The sequence below is a fragment of the Candidatus Delongbacteria bacterium genome (genome assembly GCA_041675285.1).
GTDB lineage: Bacteria > CAIWAD01 > CAIWAD01 > CAIWAD01 > CAIWAD01 > CAIWAD01.
Genome location: JBAYTZ010000002.1, coordinates 1 through 15,396 on the forward strand (window position 1 = coordinate 1; position 15,396 = coordinate 15,396).

At 64.2% G+C, this 15,396-nt stretch carries 13 protein-coding genes; 1 reads left to right on the forward strand and 12 read right to left on the reverse strand.

What is annotated here, in order from left to right:
• Window positions 1–545: 545 nt before the first annotated feature.
• Entirely contained in the window at window positions 546–3,509 is a 2,964-nt protein-coding gene (locus WC326_01685) for an SUMF1/EgtB/PvdO family nonheme iron enzyme (protein ID MFA7329760.1), read from the reverse strand.
• 898 nt (window positions 3,510–4,407) lie between these two features.
• Between WC326_01685 and WC326_01690 the strand changes: the two genes are divergently transcribed.
• Complete coding sequence (locus WC326_01690; GenBank protein ID MFA7329761.1) at window positions 4,408–5,622, forward strand: site-specific integrase; 1,215 nt, start codon at window positions 4,408–4,410, stop codon at window positions 5,620–5,622.
• A 150-nt stretch (window positions 5,623–5,772) separates the two neighbouring features.
• Here WC326_01690 and WC326_01695 read toward each other — a convergent pair whose 3' ends face one another.
• Genes WC326_01695 through WC326_01745 form a run of 11 tightly spaced genes read right to left on the reverse strand, consistent with a single transcriptional unit; the run spans window position 5,773 to window position 15,393 of the window.
• Window positions 5,773–6,372, reverse strand: a complete 600-nt coding sequence (locus tag WC326_01695) for a transglycosylase SLT domain-containing protein (protein MFA7329762.1) — start codon at window positions 6,370–6,372, stop codon at window positions 5,773–5,775.
• Window positions 6,372–6,587: a DUF350 domain-containing protein gene (locus WC326_01700; GenBank protein ID MFA7329763.1), complete on the reverse strand. Its 216-nt coding sequence runs from the start codon at window positions 6,585–6,587 to the stop codon at window positions 6,372–6,374. Before WC326_01700 ends, WC326_01695 begins: the two co-directional genes overlap by 1 nt.
• Window positions 6,588–6,598: 11 nt before the next feature.
• The gene (locus tag WC326_01705; GenBank protein ID MFA7329764.1) at window positions 6,599–7,348 is read right to left on the reverse strand and encodes a hypothetical protein; all 750 of its coding nucleotides are present in this window, start codon (window positions 7,346–7,348) and stop codon (window positions 6,599–6,601) included.
• On the reverse strand, window positions 7,345–9,129 hold the full coding sequence (locus tag WC326_01710; protein MFA7329765.1) for a hypothetical protein: 1,785 nt from the start codon (window positions 9,127–9,129) through the stop codon (window positions 7,345–7,347). Before WC326_01710 ends, WC326_01705 begins: the two co-directional genes overlap by 4 nt.
• Before the next feature lie 12 nt (window positions 9,130–9,141).
• Window positions 9,142–9,579 (reverse strand): hypothetical protein, encoded by a 438-nt coding sequence (locus WC326_01715; GenBank protein MFA7329766.1) that lies wholly within the window; start codon window positions 9,577–9,579, stop codon window positions 9,142–9,144.
• A gap of 12 nt (window positions 9,580–9,591) precedes the next feature.
• On the reverse strand, window positions 9,592–10,722 hold the full coding sequence (locus WC326_01720; GenBank protein ID MFA7329767.1) for a fibronectin type III domain-containing protein: 1,131 nt from the start codon (window positions 10,720–10,722) through the stop codon (window positions 9,592–9,594).
• Entirely contained in the window at window positions 10,722–12,851 is a 2,130-nt protein-coding gene (locus tag WC326_01725) for a hypothetical protein (protein MFA7329768.1), read from the reverse strand. The genes WC326_01720 and WC326_01725 overlap by 1 nt, the downstream gene beginning before the upstream one ends.
• A 4-nt stretch (window positions 12,852–12,855) precedes the next feature.
• Window positions 12,856–13,536 carry a hypothetical protein gene (locus WC326_01730; GenBank protein MFA7329769.1) on the reverse strand — a complete coding sequence of 227 codons (681 nt, stop codon included), beginning with the start codon at window positions 13,534–13,536 and terminating at the stop codon, window positions 12,856–12,858.
• Window positions 13,536–14,723, reverse strand: a complete 1,188-nt coding sequence (locus WC326_01735) for a baseplate J/gp47 family protein (protein MFA7329770.1) — start codon at window positions 14,721–14,723, stop codon at window positions 13,536–13,538. The genes WC326_01730 and WC326_01735 overlap by 1 nt, the downstream gene beginning before the upstream one ends.
• Window positions 14,720–15,148 (reverse strand): GPW/gp25 family protein, encoded by a 429-nt coding sequence (locus tag WC326_01740; protein ID MFA7329771.1) that lies wholly within the window; start codon window positions 15,146–15,148, stop codon window positions 14,720–14,722. Before WC326_01740 ends, WC326_01735 begins: the two co-directional genes overlap by 4 nt.
• Window positions 15,145–15,393, reverse strand: a complete 249-nt coding sequence (locus WC326_01745; GenBank protein MFA7329772.1) for a hypothetical protein — start codon at window positions 15,391–15,393, stop codon at window positions 15,145–15,147. The genes WC326_01740 and WC326_01745 overlap by 4 nt, the downstream gene beginning before the upstream one ends.
• Window positions 15,394–15,396: the final 3 nt, after the last annotated feature.

Here is a 15,396-nt window from a genome sequence, read left to right on the forward strand (position 1 = left end):
TCCCGGGAAGCTACACACGAACTGGCCACCTCAGTTCAAATCGACACCAAGTAAAACTCGCCCGCAGCCCGCTCCAGCACTGGCGCTACGATAAACTCCGGGCGGCTCAACCGGACAGCAGTGGTCACATATCATTCCGTTGCATTGCAGCCCCAGACTTCTGCTGTTAGGTTCCAACTGAGGCTTCAGTTTCGTCTCCCGTGTAACGATTATCTCGTTGAGCAGCGCGCCTTGTCAGACGAAGAACGCCGCGCATCGTTGTATCACACGTCTTTTGCCGTAAAATCATGCTGTAAAACATGTTGAGGTCCTCGTCCTGAAAGAGTACGCGCTGGGCATCGAAGGGGATTGTGAAGATCCGAACCAGCATGACGCTAATCACCCCGAGTGCGTAGCGCAAGCCGCCATGAGCGCGACCATTGGGCTTATGTCCGCCACGGCCTTCGGTGGCGCCCGGCGCATGCCATGACACTTCTCCACGTTGCGCTTGGTTCGGCGTTCAGGAGGGTCGTTCACATAAAGATCAAGGGGCGCAGGCGATTGGATCAAGGAAGTGTCCTACAGAGACGGAAACCTCGATGGTTGATCATACCTGATGGTGCGCCAAAAATCCCGCGGCTTGCACAACGCAAGCTGGGGGCGGAAAAACTCCAGCTGCCGCCCCGAAAACTGCGGTAGGAACCACTTTCTGGGCCTACTGGATTGGTCAACGCACTTGCGCTGTAGTCACTCATCCAGTCGTTGCACCACTCCGAGAGATTACCGGACATATCCAGCAAACCAAGGGCGCTGGCCCCATTCGGGTAGAAGCCAACCTGTGTTGTCCAGCCCTTGCAAAACACTCCTAGCATGAAGTTGGCCCGCTCGCAATCCAACGCAGCCTGTCCCCAAGGGTAGGTGCGCTCGTCATTGTATTGTGCTGCATACTCCCATTCCGCTTCTGTTGGTAGACGGTAGCCTATCGCCGAATAAGGGTTGTTGAGACTTGGGACTTGATCCCAATTGCCGTTGTAGTATGCTGGTAGGCCATTCATCTGGCTCAGCCAGTCACAGTAACTTGCCGCGCCGTACCAAGAAAGAAACTTTACTGGGTGGTTCGCGGGGTCATAGATGCCACCGGGGTAAGCATAGCCAGGACCTCCGCCTCCGCCACTGTAGGTCCCAGCGTGTAAATAGAATTGTTGCTCGTCAACACTATAACGGATCTCGTAACTGTCCTGGCCGCTCTGATTGATCCGCATAAGGTCTACATTATATTGCTGAATATAGTCTCCAACTACAGTGACAAAACCCTGATCATTTGCCCAGTTCAGGGCGACTAAGAATTGCATATTTGTAACTTCCGTTCTTCCAATAAGGAAGTCGTTTGTTAGGTTTACCACATGTTCTGGCGTAGAAAATGTTACGCCTTGTTGGCCCATCATGAACTGGCCGGCGGGGATAGTCACCATGTCCAGCCCTTGCCAGCTCTGGCAAGAAAGGGCCTTGACACGGTAGAATCCCAGATCACCCGAGAAGTCGTGATTGAAATTCGTGGCTGAAGTCGTGCCGATCTTGCTGGCCGCGGAGAGAATAAAATGCGGCGTGGGACCATGGTACACGTCGTAATAGACGCATGTGATGGCGTTACCGCCCACATCCTGGGTGACGGGCGACCAGGACAGCATCGCTGTGTCCGGGTCCAGCAGTTGGATGGCCAGGTCGCCCACGGGCTGCGGCTGCTCAGTGGGGCCGGGATTGCCACCCACGTGGATGTAGGCTGCGCGCAACCGGGAAGCTGAGTAGATGGCGTCTGTCACCGTCAGCTTCACGCTGTAGTCGCCCGGCGTCGTGTAGATCCAGGTGGGGTTGGCAGCGTAACTGTCAACGGTGCCGTTGTTGTCGAAATCCCACTCGTGCTGGATGAAAGGTCCGGTGCTGGCGTCCGTGAACTGCACCGTCAGCGGCACCTGGCCACTCAGGGGCGAGGCGCTGAAGTCCGCCGTCATCTCGATGGGCGTCCATGTTGTGCTGATGGTGTAGGGATGCTGCCAACTGTCCGCGTCGGCCTGACTCACCACACGCAAGTACCAGGTCCCCGGGGGAAGATTGCGCTCCAAAGTGTGCGGTTCGTCCAACTCGCCTTGCACGACCTGGCCGGTGCTGTCCATGATCGAAATGCCCACCACACCGTCGCCTCCGGTCAAGCTGTATGCCAATGCACCATAAGTGGGCGCTGTGATGCGGAAACAGTCGTTGTCCAACCAGCCGCCACCAGATTGACGAGTAGCAAGCCCTTGGACGGTGCGCCCCAAGGCGATGCCGAAGTTCGGGTCTGCCTCGTCCGGCTCATCAAGGCCGCGGGCAATGGTCAGTGTGTCCTCGCCTTCACTGACCCATGGACACCATTCCTCAGATAAAAAGCGCGAATGCGTAGCTGCGGCAAAGAGCGAATCAGCAATTCCCAGCGGCAGTGCTTCGTTCCTGTTGCTGTGGGGCCATTGCCGCTCAAGAAGCACGGCACCATCGCCCAGGATGAACCAGGGAATGCACTCGGCCAGCGCTGGGAACTCCTCACCCATGCCGCTGTCATTGGTGATCCACGTATAGTGAATGTCAGTTGGCAGTGGCATTACGAAGTTGTCACCTGACCACTCGTTAAGCCCGACAATCAAGTCTTCTTCACTACCGTCGCAATCAATATCCACGTTGCGATAGCGCCAAGGATTTAGCCAGGGATCTTCCCAAAGGCACTGTTCATAGCCGCCAAAGAGGTAGATGCCAATGTGGTTCGTATTGTCCGGGCAACCAGGATAATCATCGTAGCTGTAGCGCAAGTCACGGGCTGCCTCCGTCTCGTTATCGTACGAATCATCGCGCTCGCCTCCTGCGGCAACAAAAGTAGGATCATCTGTACCCGCATTGCTGCCCATGTGCGGGGTCCCGGTCGTAACCACTTGCGCCACATGGTGCCCGTCTGCCTCATTCCACCATCGATGCGTACCACCGGCGCCGTTCGTGCGCTGCAGATACTCGCGAATGGCCAGGCCGCCCATCGAATGGCCGACCAAGATCACCTTGTCGAGACCCGTCACAGCGCGGACCTGCGTGATGGCCAGGGAAAGCGCGTATCCTTGCTTGAAGATGGCCGCTTGGTTGGAACCGTTGTGGTCGCCGTGGCCGCCCACATTCTGAAACTCGTCGTCGTCGAAGTTGATGGCGAAGAGCCGGTTGGAACTGGCTGGCGTCATCAAGCCCGTTTCGTTGAAGCCCGTGAAGCCGATCGCCTGCACATCACCTGTAAGCAGAGCCGTGTCATCGTGCTCGTCATGATTCAGACAGACGTGAAACACGAGAGGGGCAGGCAGGTTGTAGACAGATCGCAGCCCCAGGATGCTGTGCTCGAAGGTGTGCAAATTGCCAGCAGCAATACCATGCACGAAGATGATGGGATAGGGAATGTCGGCGCGGGCGGACAGCGTGAGCAGGGCCGCCAAGGCTAGGGTGGCAGTGGACCATCGAGGACTCATTTCTCCTCCATGAAGAATGGCACAAACCGGCCCATTGGATAGAAAACCGGTGTTGAAAGGGATGCTGCAACAAGCGTCCGGAGCATATCTCTTCAGCTTTGCATCCCCAAGTCAAATCAGTAACAGCAATGGAATGCTGTTGGTGATTTGACTGAATTCCGCCGCACCATCCAATTCATGTGGGAAGAGTGATTTGAGAGAAGTGCTGGGGGTACTCGCCGATTTGGAAAACCAGCCGCGCTGGCCGCGACTGGCCAGAATACCGCAATCTCGCGCTAGGTGCTGACCCAACTCCCTGCATGGTGGGACGGCAGCGGTGGGACTAGGCAGGTGGGACCAGGTGGGACCGCTGCTTTGGCGCACCTCCTTCGCAGACTGCGACTGACCGGAACGCCGCGATTTTGCGCCGGGAGTTTGCCCAATTCGCTTCACGGAGGGACAGCGGCTGTTGCGGACGAGGCAATCAGTACGAAGTAGGATTGCTGGTTTGGCAAGCCGCCTTCGCTTGCGGCAACCGGCCAATACACAACGATTTCGTGCCAGGGCATCCGCCCAGATCTTCACGCGGTGGGACGGCGGTGGTGGGACCGGGCAGGTGGGACTGAGGTGGGACCGGCCAAAAAGAAAGGGCTCCGTTTGTGGCGGAACCCTTTGATGCTCAAATGCTCCAACAGGGACTTGAACCCCGAACCAACTGATTAAGAGTTTGTCCGGCCATCGCGGCAAAACGGTAACTCTCGTTTGCGGTTGGCTGGAAATTGCCAACTATCAAAGCCTTTCGCTGAAAATGGGTCACAAATTCTCTGCCACTTTTCGGATGGATTCGCCAACTTCCAGACGGATTGCATGGGACCGGCATGGGACCGAAATGGCCGACGAGACACGATAGGGAAGCACCATGGCGCAGCGATTCCGATTCACTCAGAAGGCCCTAGACGAGCTTTCTACGACCCGTAGCCGGGAGTGGGTGTACGACGAGCAGGTTCAGCACTTGGCAGTTATGGTGACGGCCAAAGGGGCGAAGTCCTTTTACGTCGTCAAGTTCGTAGATGGGCGAAAGGAAGAAGTGAGGATTGGGAGCTATCCCCTGGTCTCCATCCCCGTGGCCAGGCGCCTTGCTGCCGAGATCCTGCTCCAGGTGGTCAAGGGTGAATCCATCGGGTCTGAGCGCAGGCTCCAAGAGCGCACGGCGCAGGTCACCTTGCAGGTGGCCTATGATGAGTACTGCCAGTACCTGGAGCGCCACAGGAAGCCCAGGACCATCCGCGAGTACCAGAACCAGTGGAACCGGTTCCTGGTCCCCTGGGCCATGCGACCACTGCGGTCTCTTCGCCGGAAGGAAGTGGTGGCCCTGCACCAGGCCATCGGCGACAACCACGGAAAGCACCAGGCCAACCGGGTGGTGGCCCTCTTGCGGGCGGTCATCAATCGCGCCATCCGAGAGCACGAGCTGGAGATCCACAACCCGGCACACGCCATCACCTTCTACCGGGAAGAGGGGCGCACGCGTCGCCTGTCAGTAGAGGAGCTGCCTGCCTTTTTCCAGGCCGTGGACGAGGAGCCCAACAAGGACATCCGGGACTTCGTGCTCCTGGCCCTCTTCACAGGGGCGCGCAAGAGCAACCTGTTGGCCATGCGCTGGACCGACGTCTCCATGGACCAGGGTCTCTGGGTGATCCCAGCCGCCGAGTCCAAGACCAGCAAGCAGCTCGACGTGGTCCTTCCCACGGCCGCTTTGCAGATCCTGCAGGACCGCTTGGCGACCCGGCGCGGCGACTTCGTCTTCCCCGGGCGTGAAGGAGGACAGGTATCAGACAACCCGGACATGCCGCGCAGCGGACACTTGTCCAATCCAAGCGTCGGCTGGGAGCGCATCCTTGAGAGGGCCGGTCTTGTCGGCCTACGCATGCACGATCTGCGTCGCAGCCTAGCGTCCTTCCAAATCGACACGGGGACCCCGCTGGAAGTGATCCAGAAGACCCTCGGGCATGAGTCCAAGATGACGACGGAGATCTACGCCCGGCTGGCAATGGAGCCGGTGCGGGCAAGCGTGGAGCGGGCGACTGAAGAGATGCTGCGCTCGCGCAAAAAGGACAGCGGCCCAGAGGCTTGATTGCCGGGTACAAAAAGGCCCCCTTTCGGGGGCCAGCGACCAGGAAGCCTGATCTCGTGGGTTGTCACCTGTCGCACTGCTTCCCTCCCACGTGACCACAGGATAACGGGGCGGTGGGACACGACCGAGACCGCAGCGGGCAGGCGTCCTTTACGGTGGGTGCCTGGAGAGGGTTTGGAACAGCCGCCGGATGCGCGTTACGTAGTCGCGGGTCTCGTCGGCATGCTTGCCGGTCACGAGGTGCAGCCTCGCTGCCACCGGGGTCCATTCATTGTTGATCACGCCGGCCGGCACCAATCGCTGGGCTTTCAGGATGTGCCCAGCGCCGGCGTTGTAGCTGGCCAGGGTGAAGGACAGCCTCTCCTCCAGCGGCCTGGGGGCCTTCCAGATGGCCCACATGCGGGCGTCGTAGTAGATCCCGGCCTGGATGTTGTCCTTCACCAGCCAGGGCGAGGTGATGCCCAGTTTGGGCGCAATGCCCTCCCAGGTGCCGGGCATGATCTGCATCAGACCCTGGGCGCCGCACCAGCTACGCGCCGTTGAGTCCAAGCCGCTCTCGGCGATGGCTTGTGCCTTCCACCAGCGCCAATCGAAGTCCACCCCGAAGTAGCGTTTCGAATACTTCTGGAAGTGGGGGTCGAACCGCGTGGTCCAGCCAGCCAGGCAGGTGCTGGCCAGGAATAGCAGAATCGCCATGGCCAGCAGAAGCCAGCCGCCCGCCTGCAGACGGGGCGTGCGTGGCGCACCCATCAGTTCAGGCCCGATGACACGAGCTGGGCACAGAAGAGCAGCAGCACGCCCGCCAGGATGGCCGCGGCCACGTTGCCGCGTCGGATCTCCGGGATGAACTCGATGCCGGGGAAAAGCCAGCGGTCGGCGGCCTTCCACAGGCCCACGGCCAGGAAGATCATCAGGGTCGTGTAGCCCAGATTCACCACCGCTGCACGCACCAATTGCTCGAACATGGGTCCCTCCTTCATAACGCCTTGAACACGTACACGCCCACTGCCCCGGCTCCGGCAGACACGGCCGCGCCCCAGGGATCCAGTCGCACGCCCGCCAGCACCTCGGGATGCCCATCCCGCACGCCCAGGCCAGCCAGCGGGTGGAAGCGATCCCGCCATGTTGGCTGGCGCGGCTGGACGGCAAGGGTCACGCCAGCGGTCAGCGCCGGGCTGCCCGTGCGCGTGATGGCCCGCCAGCCGTCCGCACCCTCCACCAGATCGATGGCCACGTGCACCCGGGCCTGCAGCGCCTCCAGACGGACGGCCAGGCTGGGCAGCCAGTCCGGGCCCGGTTGGTCCAGACCCACGGTTCCAGCCACCTGCAGGCCGTCCAGGCTGTCGCCCTGGTCCAAGACGAACGGCACCTCGTAGTGCGTCAGTCCTGAGTCAGCCGGCGCGCTCCGCACCTGGTTCAGCAGCAGCCGGGTGGCCACCATGTCCTTGCCGGCCAGGTCCAGCTGCAGGGCCAGGTTCACCTGGGCGCGCGTGGCCGCGTGCAGCTCGCGCGTCAGCCGCTGGATGCTGGCGTCGCGCTGCAGCTCCACGCCCTCCAGCCCGCGCGTGACCGTCGTGGAGTCGTCCACCTGGACCACGGGCTGCCCCTGGGCGGCCGCGCGCCGTGCGGCGACGGCGACGGCCTCCGCCTGGCGCACGCGCCACTCCTGCCAGGCCAGCAGGCTGCCGACCCCCAGCACCAGGGCCCAGATGCGGGGCGAAGTCACGCCGCCACCACGTCGACCTGCAGGATGGCGCCCGCGCCCGCGGCCCAGGTCTGGCCGGCGGCGATGGCCGCCAGCATCCAGTCGTCCAGGGCGGCTTCGTCCGCCGCCGTCTGGCGCGCCATCACCAGCGTCATGCCCGTCATGCTCAAGGCCGTCAAGTTGGTCAGGGCCGCTGCAGGTGTTTCCCAGCCAGGGGTCGCACTGCTGATCACCGGATCCGGCAGGGGGGTGTCATGCCGCCCGATGGGGGCCAGGCCCTGGGCGCTCAGCGCGATGCCGGCCAGGGACGGATCGCCGCCCCAGCTCATCTGCCAGCAGTTCGGATCGGTGAAGTTGCCCGTGAACCACGCCCGCTGAGTGATGTCGAAGTCGCCGATGCCGTACTCGTAGGCGGACAGTCCGACGAGGTTCTGGTGGACGGACAGCCCCGTCGTCTGATTGGCGTCGTTGAGGTAGAAATGGACCTCGTAGGTACCCGTCGCTTTGTTGTTGGCGATGGTCAGGTTCGTTGTGTTGACTCCGGTTGTGGGGCCAAGCCTAAAAAGACGCAGACCGTCCCAGGTGGAGTGGAAGTCGTTGTTGTAGACTCGGCAGTCCGCGCCGCCCTTCACGTACACGAAGGTGAAGTTGACGATGGTGACGAAGTCCAGGGCCTTGGCCCAGAGGAACGTGTTGTCGTGGATCAGGGCCGCGTCGGCCTTCACCACGATGTCGTGGTGGTTGTAGGTCCCGTCCACTTCCGGCAGGTCGTCGTTGCGGAATAGATTCCGCCGCACGATGATGCCGCGGGCCCGGTTGGCCTGGCCCAAGTCCGTGCCGCTGTCGTTGCCCACCATCAACGCGTGGTGGATCAGGCTGCGAGACCCGTGCCAGACGTTGTCCTCCACGACCACGCCATTGGCCTGGATCGTCACGCCGTAAGTGCACTCGTCCGAACCAAACGAGCAGCCCCGGATGGTCCCGCCCGTGCCCTGGTCGTACTCGCCGGAGAGCCCGAAGTAGATCTGGTGGGCGCCGTTCACGGCAAAGCCCATGTTCTCAATCAGGGCGCCGGCGGACACGCCGAACGGGGTCGAGAAGGCGATCCCAATCCGGCTGTTGTCCGGCTGACCGGCGAAGCCGCGGCGACAGTGCATAACGCCCCCGCGGATGACCGGGGTGCCCCCGCCCTTCAGCCGGATCCCGTTGCCCGCGCAGTTGACGAAGTCCGTGTCGATGATCTGCACATTGTTGGCCAGGCCGTCACCGTGGATCCCGTTGTAGGTGGTGGCCAGCCGGCAGCGAGTCAGACTGACAGCCGCCGTACCCGTGGAGCGACTGATCAGCCCGTGGTTGATCCCAACGATAGCCTCGGACGCATACTCGAAACAGCAGTTCGTTGCCGTCAGGGATGCCCCGTTGTTCGACAGGATGACTGCCCACATGCCCGACGAGGCCGTGTTCAGCCTGACGGTCAGGTTCTCAAGCGTCAGCGCCATGGCCCCAGGGGCGGTGAAGCCGGCGCCCGATGAAATGATCCACCCGTTCTTGATGGTCCAGGCGGCAGCGCCGGTGAACTTGAAGATGTAGACGTTGCCCGGCAGGCTGGGAAAGCTCAGCGTGTGGCCGTTCAGGTCAAGTGTGACCCCGGTCCAACTGAAGTTCTCCATGAAGGCGGTCGCCGGATCGACGATGTCCTCCAGAAGGAGCAGGGTGTCGTTGTTCAAGTTGTTGGCGCCGCCGCTCCAGGCAGCCGTCAGGGTCGGGAAGTCCCCGCCCGTGCCGATGGTGATGGTGGCCATGCGGACCCTCCCTTAGCTGCTTGCCTTCATGTGCAGGCGCCTGATCTCGCCCACCTCGTCTTCCAGCCTGGCCAGCGAAGCAGCCTGCGCCGTCTGGGCGCCGGCCACCTGGGACATGCTGCCCTCAATGCGGCCCAGGCTCTGCTGGATCTTGGCCTGGGTCTCCACGTAGATCTTCAAGGTGGTCTCGGTCTCCACCTGCTTCTTCCCAAGCACTTCCAGCCGTTGTCGCTGGTCATCGCGCAGCGCCTCCATGCGACCCTCCTGTTCCCGCCGTAGCTCGGTCAGTCGGTCAGTGTGGGCCTGCGACATGGCCTTCAGGTCGCGCTCCGTGCGCAGGCCCCGGTCGCTGATGGGCTTGATGATGTAGGCCAATGCAATGGTCACCAGGAGGGTGATGCCCCCGAACAGCCAACCGCCCCATGTCGCCAGTCCATTGGACTCCAGCATGTGCCCCTCCCGTCAGGAACTGAAACCACTTTCCACGCCGGCACCATTCACGGCGACCGTCCCCACACGCACGTAGATGCCCTTCGAACTCCCCGTCGTGACGGCAAACCACTCCCCATCCACGACCTGGCTGACCAGTGGCATGGACGTGAAGCTCTTCAGCTTGGTGGCCCCTGCAGTGGCATTGAAGGTCTTGCCGCTAGGCAGGGTGGCCTCGCTTCCGGATCCCGTCAGGATTCCGCCGGTGACCTTGGTGAGGCTGGCGGCCGTGCTGGCGAGTTGGCCCGACCCAACGGCGCCGGACCCGATCTTCGTGGAAGTGACACAGGTGTTGGCCAGCTGCGACGTCCCCACAGCCAGGGCTGCGATCTTCGTCTGGGTCACTGCCCCATCCATGATGACCGTGCTGATGACTGCATCCTTTTCGATCTGCTTGTCGGTGACCTTGTCCAACAAGGCCAGCGCACCACGATTCTTGATCCCAACCGAGCTCAAGTCGATTTGCCCAACAGCGTCCAGCGCTGTCTTGCGCACTCGACCGTAGGTCGTGCCATCGGCCAGGGCATCCAGGTTGACGGGGATGGCGGGATTGGCGCCCACGGTCACCGACCGGCTGTTGGAAGGGCCCATGCATCGACCATCGGCGTTGTAGGCCTTCACGCGCACGAGGTAGGTGGCACCCTGGGTCAGCGTGTCCAGCGTGATGTCCCGGGCGTCCGGGTTCGCCACCTCCACCACGGAAAACCAGCTGGATCCCCCGTTGTTCGACACTTCCACCACGTAGCGATTGGCGTTCCAGCCGCCCGCGCGGATGCGCCACGCCAGGACCACCAAGTGCCCGGCCACGCCTGCGGTGACCAACACCACGGGTGGAGGGACAAGGCGCCGACCCGCACGGCGGAAGGATGCCCGGTCGCCCACGTCGATGGAGGGGATGGCATGGCGCAGCAGCTCCGGCCGCGTGAAGAAGAGCCCGTAGTTGGAGTCCGGCAGGCCCTCCACCACCAGGATGCCGCTGGTCGGCACCACCGCGGCCCGGGCCACCAAGGGGCGAATGCGTCCACCATCCGCCCGCTGGCGCAGGTTGTCCTGCACCAGCACGCTGGCCCCCGGGGGCAGCCCCGCTTGGACCAGGGTGGCCACTACAGGCTCGCCTGGATGGTCTCGATGGTCGCCACCACGGCATCCATCTGGTCCTGGGTGGGCAGCGACGCCAGGGCCTGCTGGATGGCCACCAGCTGCTCCTGGACATCCGCCACCATGCGGTCGCGCTCGACGCCGAAGCGCCCACGCTCCATGTCGCGCAGCCGGCGGATTCGCTCCGCCAGGGTCACGCCGTCGGCGTCTTCCAGCGTGTCGGTCAGGACAACCAGGCCGGTCGACCAGTCGCCGGCCACGTCGTGCTCCGTCAACGCCTGGACGTAGATCACCAGGTGCTGGCCACCCTGGATGGGCATCTCGACGCGCTCGGTCAGGACTTCCTCATCCCACTCAAGGCTGAAGCTGGTGACGGCCACGCCGGACGCCGGCGCTGCGGGGAGCGGGTTCAGGAGCTCAATGGTTCGCGTGCCCGGATCGTAGGACTTCACCACTCCGGACTCGCTGCCCACGACGACACGCGTGCCGGCCTGGAACGTGGAGGGTCCCGCCACCTTCACCAGGCTGACCGTGGATCCCGTGGTGGTGAGGTCGCTCGCCTGGGTAACCTCGATCTTGCGCCGCTGGCTGGTGCCCAAGTCCACCACGCGGTGGATGAGGTCCGCGTGCGAGGACTCCAGGTTTCCCTTGGAGATGCCGTTCGAGATCTTGGTCCGGTTGTGCTTGAGCTCGTAGACCCGCACTTGGTATCCGCGGATCTCCTCCAGGTCGACCAGGCCGGGCTTGTTCCATGTCAGCTGCAGGCTGTAGGATTCGGCTCCCCCCGCTTCCTGCATGGTGAAGGCCTGCAGCACCAGGTCACCGGCGGCGTTCTTGGAGGCAACAAGCTCTTCCCGGACCACGGACTGGTCCGCTTTGTGGGCTTCAATCGCAGCCAGCATCTGCGTGGCCGTGGTCACGCTGGAGGAGTAGCCCAGGGAGTCCGCATCCGCCAGGTAGAACCAGGCCGCGTCCACCGTCTCCTCGGCCGGGACCGTGAGCTCCAGGGTCTGGTTGCCCGTGTTCACGCTGGCGACCGTGTACTCCTTCAGGAAGCCGTCCGCGTGGAAGAGGAGCTTCTTTCCCACAAGGTCCGTGCTCAGTCCGGTCCCCGATCCCACCAGGTGCGTGAATCCCGTCAGCAGCGCCAGGGCGCCCGGCTCGCGCACGATTCCCGCGGCGCCGGAGACGATGGCCGCCTGCTTGGCCTGCACCACGTCCAGGTCCGGGGCCCCGCTGACGTTTTCCGTCCCCCGGATCTGGCCCAGCGTATAGCCCAGCAGGCGCTTGGCGTTCACGAGGTTCCGGTAGGCGTCGATCTCCACCAGATGCGAGGAAATGGTGTTCGCGCTGACCGCCGCCGCAGCGTGGGCGTCCATGGCCATGCGCAGCTCGGCGTCCCGCTCGGGCGCCAGGCCGTGGATCTTCAGGGTGAGGTCGTCTGCCGACAGGGCAGGCGTGTTCGGCTTGGACGGGATCTTTCGCGTCTCGATGACGCGGTCCCCGTGACCGTCCTGGAGGTTGATCACCCCATGCCGAAAGAGGAGGAGCAGCTCCGGGTGCTCCGCGACGGCATTCGCCACCGTCAGCGCCAGGCTTCCTTCGGTGACCCCTTCCTTCTTGCCCACGATGAATGTGTCGGCCTCGGTGTGCGTGTCGGCGTTCGGCGGATGGATGCGTTTGTCGCTGACCACCTGGGCGTACACCCGCAGGTCCTCCACCGTCCCGCCTTCCAGGGCCCGGCCAACGCAGATTTCATTGGCTCCAGGGGTGGGCGAAACATTCAGCCGCACGGAGAAACCATGCACTCGCCTGGTCAGGTGGGGGGCCCCGGTCACGTAGTGGGTCTTCGAGGCGCCGTCCGTCAGCGTGTAGCCGACGAATACGTAGCAGGTGAGGGCCGGCCAACCCTGGGTGAAGGCTGTCGCGCCGGCAATGCGCTCGCCATCCCGGTAGGCCACGCCCGGCGCCACCACCAGGTCGCTACCCACCTTGCTGAGACCAAAGCCCGTGATCACACCATCCGAGAAAAGGTCGCCCGCCCGATCCAGAATGCCCTGGAACAGGCTGCCGAACTGGAAGTCCAGGTCCTCGATGGTGGGCTTGTCGCCCGAAAAGAACAGGTAGCGGTCCATGGCTTCAAGCCTCCACGAAGTGCACCACGGCCGCCGCGTGGGCGGGCTTCTCGGCGCAGATGAGTTCGGTGATGCGCGCCTTCTCCTCGGCGGCAAGGGCTGTGGCCGTCTCTACCGTCAGCCAAAACGTGAAGCGGATGTCCAGATCCGCCTGGCTGAAGACCCGCGTCTGGCGCTGATCTTCCATCTCCGGGTCCGCCTGGTCCGCCGCGCTGAAGACGTGGGGGCGGTCGTCCTCCACGCGGGCGGCCAGGTCCACGTCCTCCAGCCACAGCCAGCTCTGCGGGTCATCCGCGTAGACCGTCAGGGCCGCGAGCGTGTGGCCCAGCACATCCTCCACCAGGTACTTCATCCCCATGGCGCTGCCCGCGTAGGTGCGCGTCGCCGGCAGGATGGACAGGCGCTGCCACAAGTGGCCGTCCGTCTCGCCCGAAAGCCTCCGCGTGCCCCTGTCCAGGGCGTGCAGGTTCAGGTCCTGGCCGCGCTGGGCGTCCGCGTAGTAGGGATCCGCGCCGTCCCCCAGCTGCCACACGTAGCCCCGCCGGCGCAGGCGGTAGATGGCGTCCTTGGCCGCGTCGAGGGACAAGCCCCAGGCGTCCAGCAGGCCGGAAAGGATGCTGTCATCCTTCTTCCGGCGCACGCTGGGCAGCATGCTCTGCAGCCAGGGTCCCAGGCGGCTCTCCATCAGAAGCTCCACTCGGTCTTGTCAATGGGGTCAATCACCGGTATCGCGCCGCCGCCCTCCTGGGCGTGCTCCTGGTAGCTGCGTCCCTTCACCCGGTGGATCAGCGTGGCCACCGTGGCATCGATGTCCAGGTACTCGATGGGCGTGGCGGGCAGGTCGGCGGTGGGCGCGTCCACGGTCACGTTGTAGACGCCGTCCACGGCCATGACGGCCGCCACCAGGCGCGCCCGGACGAGGCCCTCGCCCAGCTGCAGACCGTCGGAGTAGGCCTGCAGGGCGATCCGCACGGCCGCATCCACCGCAGTCTCGTCCGCCGTGGCGAAACGCCAGATGGTGAGGGAGAGGGGGATCTGGGCCACCACGGCTCCCGTCACGGTGAGCTGGGCCGTGAGCGGCTGCCGGGGTCGCACGTAGGCCGCCACGTCGGCGAGCAGCTGGGGCGTGGGCACGCCGTCGGTGCCCAGGATGACCAGCCCCACCGTGCCCGGCCCGTAGGGCGCGTCGTCCAGAACCATGGCCGCCTTGACGCCGGGCACGGCGAGGGCCCAGGCCTGATAGGCGCCCCGTGTGCCCCCAACGCCCAGCGTGTCCCACTTGAGGATGGCGCGCTCGCGCAGGGCCCGGTCGGACTCGGGGTCCGCTCCCTCCTCCACCAGGTAGGAGAGCTCGCCCACATCCTGGTTGATCACCGTCTCGATGCCGGAGACCGTCGTCACGATGAGCGCGATGGTGCCCGGGCCCACGTTGCCGATGGAGCCCGCCTCCTCGGCCGTGGCCAGTCCCACCACGCTCGTCTGGCCATTGGCCAGGGTGACGTTCTCGTCCGTCACGAAGCGCAGGCTGCGCCCGCTGGCGTCCTTGCGGCTGCGCACGATGGTGCCGGCGGGGATGAGCGTGTCCTGGGTGGCCGGCGTGCCGCGACCGAAGGTCAGGCGCACGCGGGCCTTCTTGGCGGACAGGCGCCGGACGCCCACCTCGCGGGCCTTCAGGTCCAGCCACGTGCCCTCGGCCGTCTGCACGAAGAGCGCGCCAGAAACCGTCCGGATGAGCTGGTAGAGGCCCGCGATGCCCGACGCGACCGCCTCCAGAATGCCTCGCAGGCCGGCGCCCACGTTGAGGTTCGTGAAGGGAGTCTTGGCCACGACAGCGGAAAGCAGGTCGGCCAGGATCTCATCGAAGGTCTTCATGCCTGGATCTCCCCCTGGCTGACCGTGAATCTCCCGGACAAGCCGAATCCCCAAACCCACTCCTGCAGCCGGCCATCCCCCACCTCGGCGAAGCGGATCCGGTAGACCTTTTCTTCCGGCGCCGCGGCCAAGGGCTGGATGCTGATGGAGGCGTCCTCCACTCGCGGCTCGTCCTCCAGGGCCTCGCGCAGGTAGCGCTGGGCCAGCATGCGCGTGCGCGGGGAGTCCGGCGCGCCCAGCAGGCTCTTGATCCGGCAGCCCCAGGTGGGATGGGCCGGCAGCTCTCCAGGCAGGCAAGCCAAGCGGTCCAGGATGTCGCGCGCCAGCACGTCGCCGTCCCGGGCGGCCGCCACGTCGCCATTCGGCGCCACCACCACGTCGCCGTCCACGTCGAACGCGAGGTCGAATGCCTGGAAGCGGCTCACTCAATCACCCCCGGCGCAGTGGTGGCTCCCGTGTGGGAGCCCGGGCTGCCGCTCGTGGCCACCGGGATGCCGGGCAGTACCTGGGCAGCCGCCTGGAAATGCTCGACGATGGCCTCTGCCAGGGCCAGGGTCTGGGCGGCATCGATGGCTCCGGCGTTGCCGGGCAGGGCAGGGTCCAGGCCGGACAGGTGCTGCGCCGTCTTGGACTGGATCAGGCTGGCCAAAGTCTGCGGGTTCAGTGCCATGCC

Excerpts from the sequence above, each read along its gene's own strand:
- WC326_01745 (MFA7329772.1), bottom strand. The coding sequence starts at position 15,393 with ATGGCACTGAACCCGCAGACTTTGGCCAGCCTGATCCAGTCCAAGACG.
- WC326_01735 (MFA7329770.1), bottom strand. The coding sequence starts at position 14,723 with ATGAAGACCTTCGATGAGATCCTGGCCGACCTGCTTTCCGCTGTCGTG.
- WC326_01710 (MFA7329765.1), bottom strand. The coding sequence starts at position 9,129 with ATGGCCACCATCACCATCGGCACGGGCGGGGACTTCCCGACCCTGACG.
- WC326_01730 (MFA7329769.1), bottom strand. The coding sequence starts at position 13,536 with ATGGAGAGCCGCCTGGGACCCTGGCTGCAGAGCATGCTGCCCAGCGTG.
- WC326_01700 (MFA7329763.1), bottom strand. The coding sequence starts at position 6,587 with ATGTTCGAGCAATTGGTGCGTGCAGCGGTGGTGAATCTGGGCTACACG.
- WC326_01715 (MFA7329766.1), bottom strand. The coding sequence starts at position 9,579 with ATGCTGGAGTCCAATGGACTGGCGACATGGGGCGGTTGGCTGTTCGGG.
- WC326_01685 (MFA7329760.1), bottom strand. The coding sequence starts at position 3,509 with ATGAGTCCTCGATGGTCCACTGCCACCCTAGCCTTGGCGGCCCTGCTC.
- WC326_01690 (MFA7329761.1), top strand. The coding sequence starts at position 4,408 with ATGGCGCAGCGATTCCGATTCACTCAGAAGGCCCTAGACGAGCTTTCT.
- WC326_01695 (MFA7329762.1), bottom strand. The coding sequence starts at position 6,372 with ATGGGTGCGCCACGCACGCCCCGTCTGCAGGCGGGCGGCTGGCTTCTG.
- WC326_01725 (MFA7329768.1), bottom strand. The coding sequence starts at position 12,851 with ATGGACCGCTACCTGTTCTTTTCGGGCGACAAGCCCACCATCGAGGAC.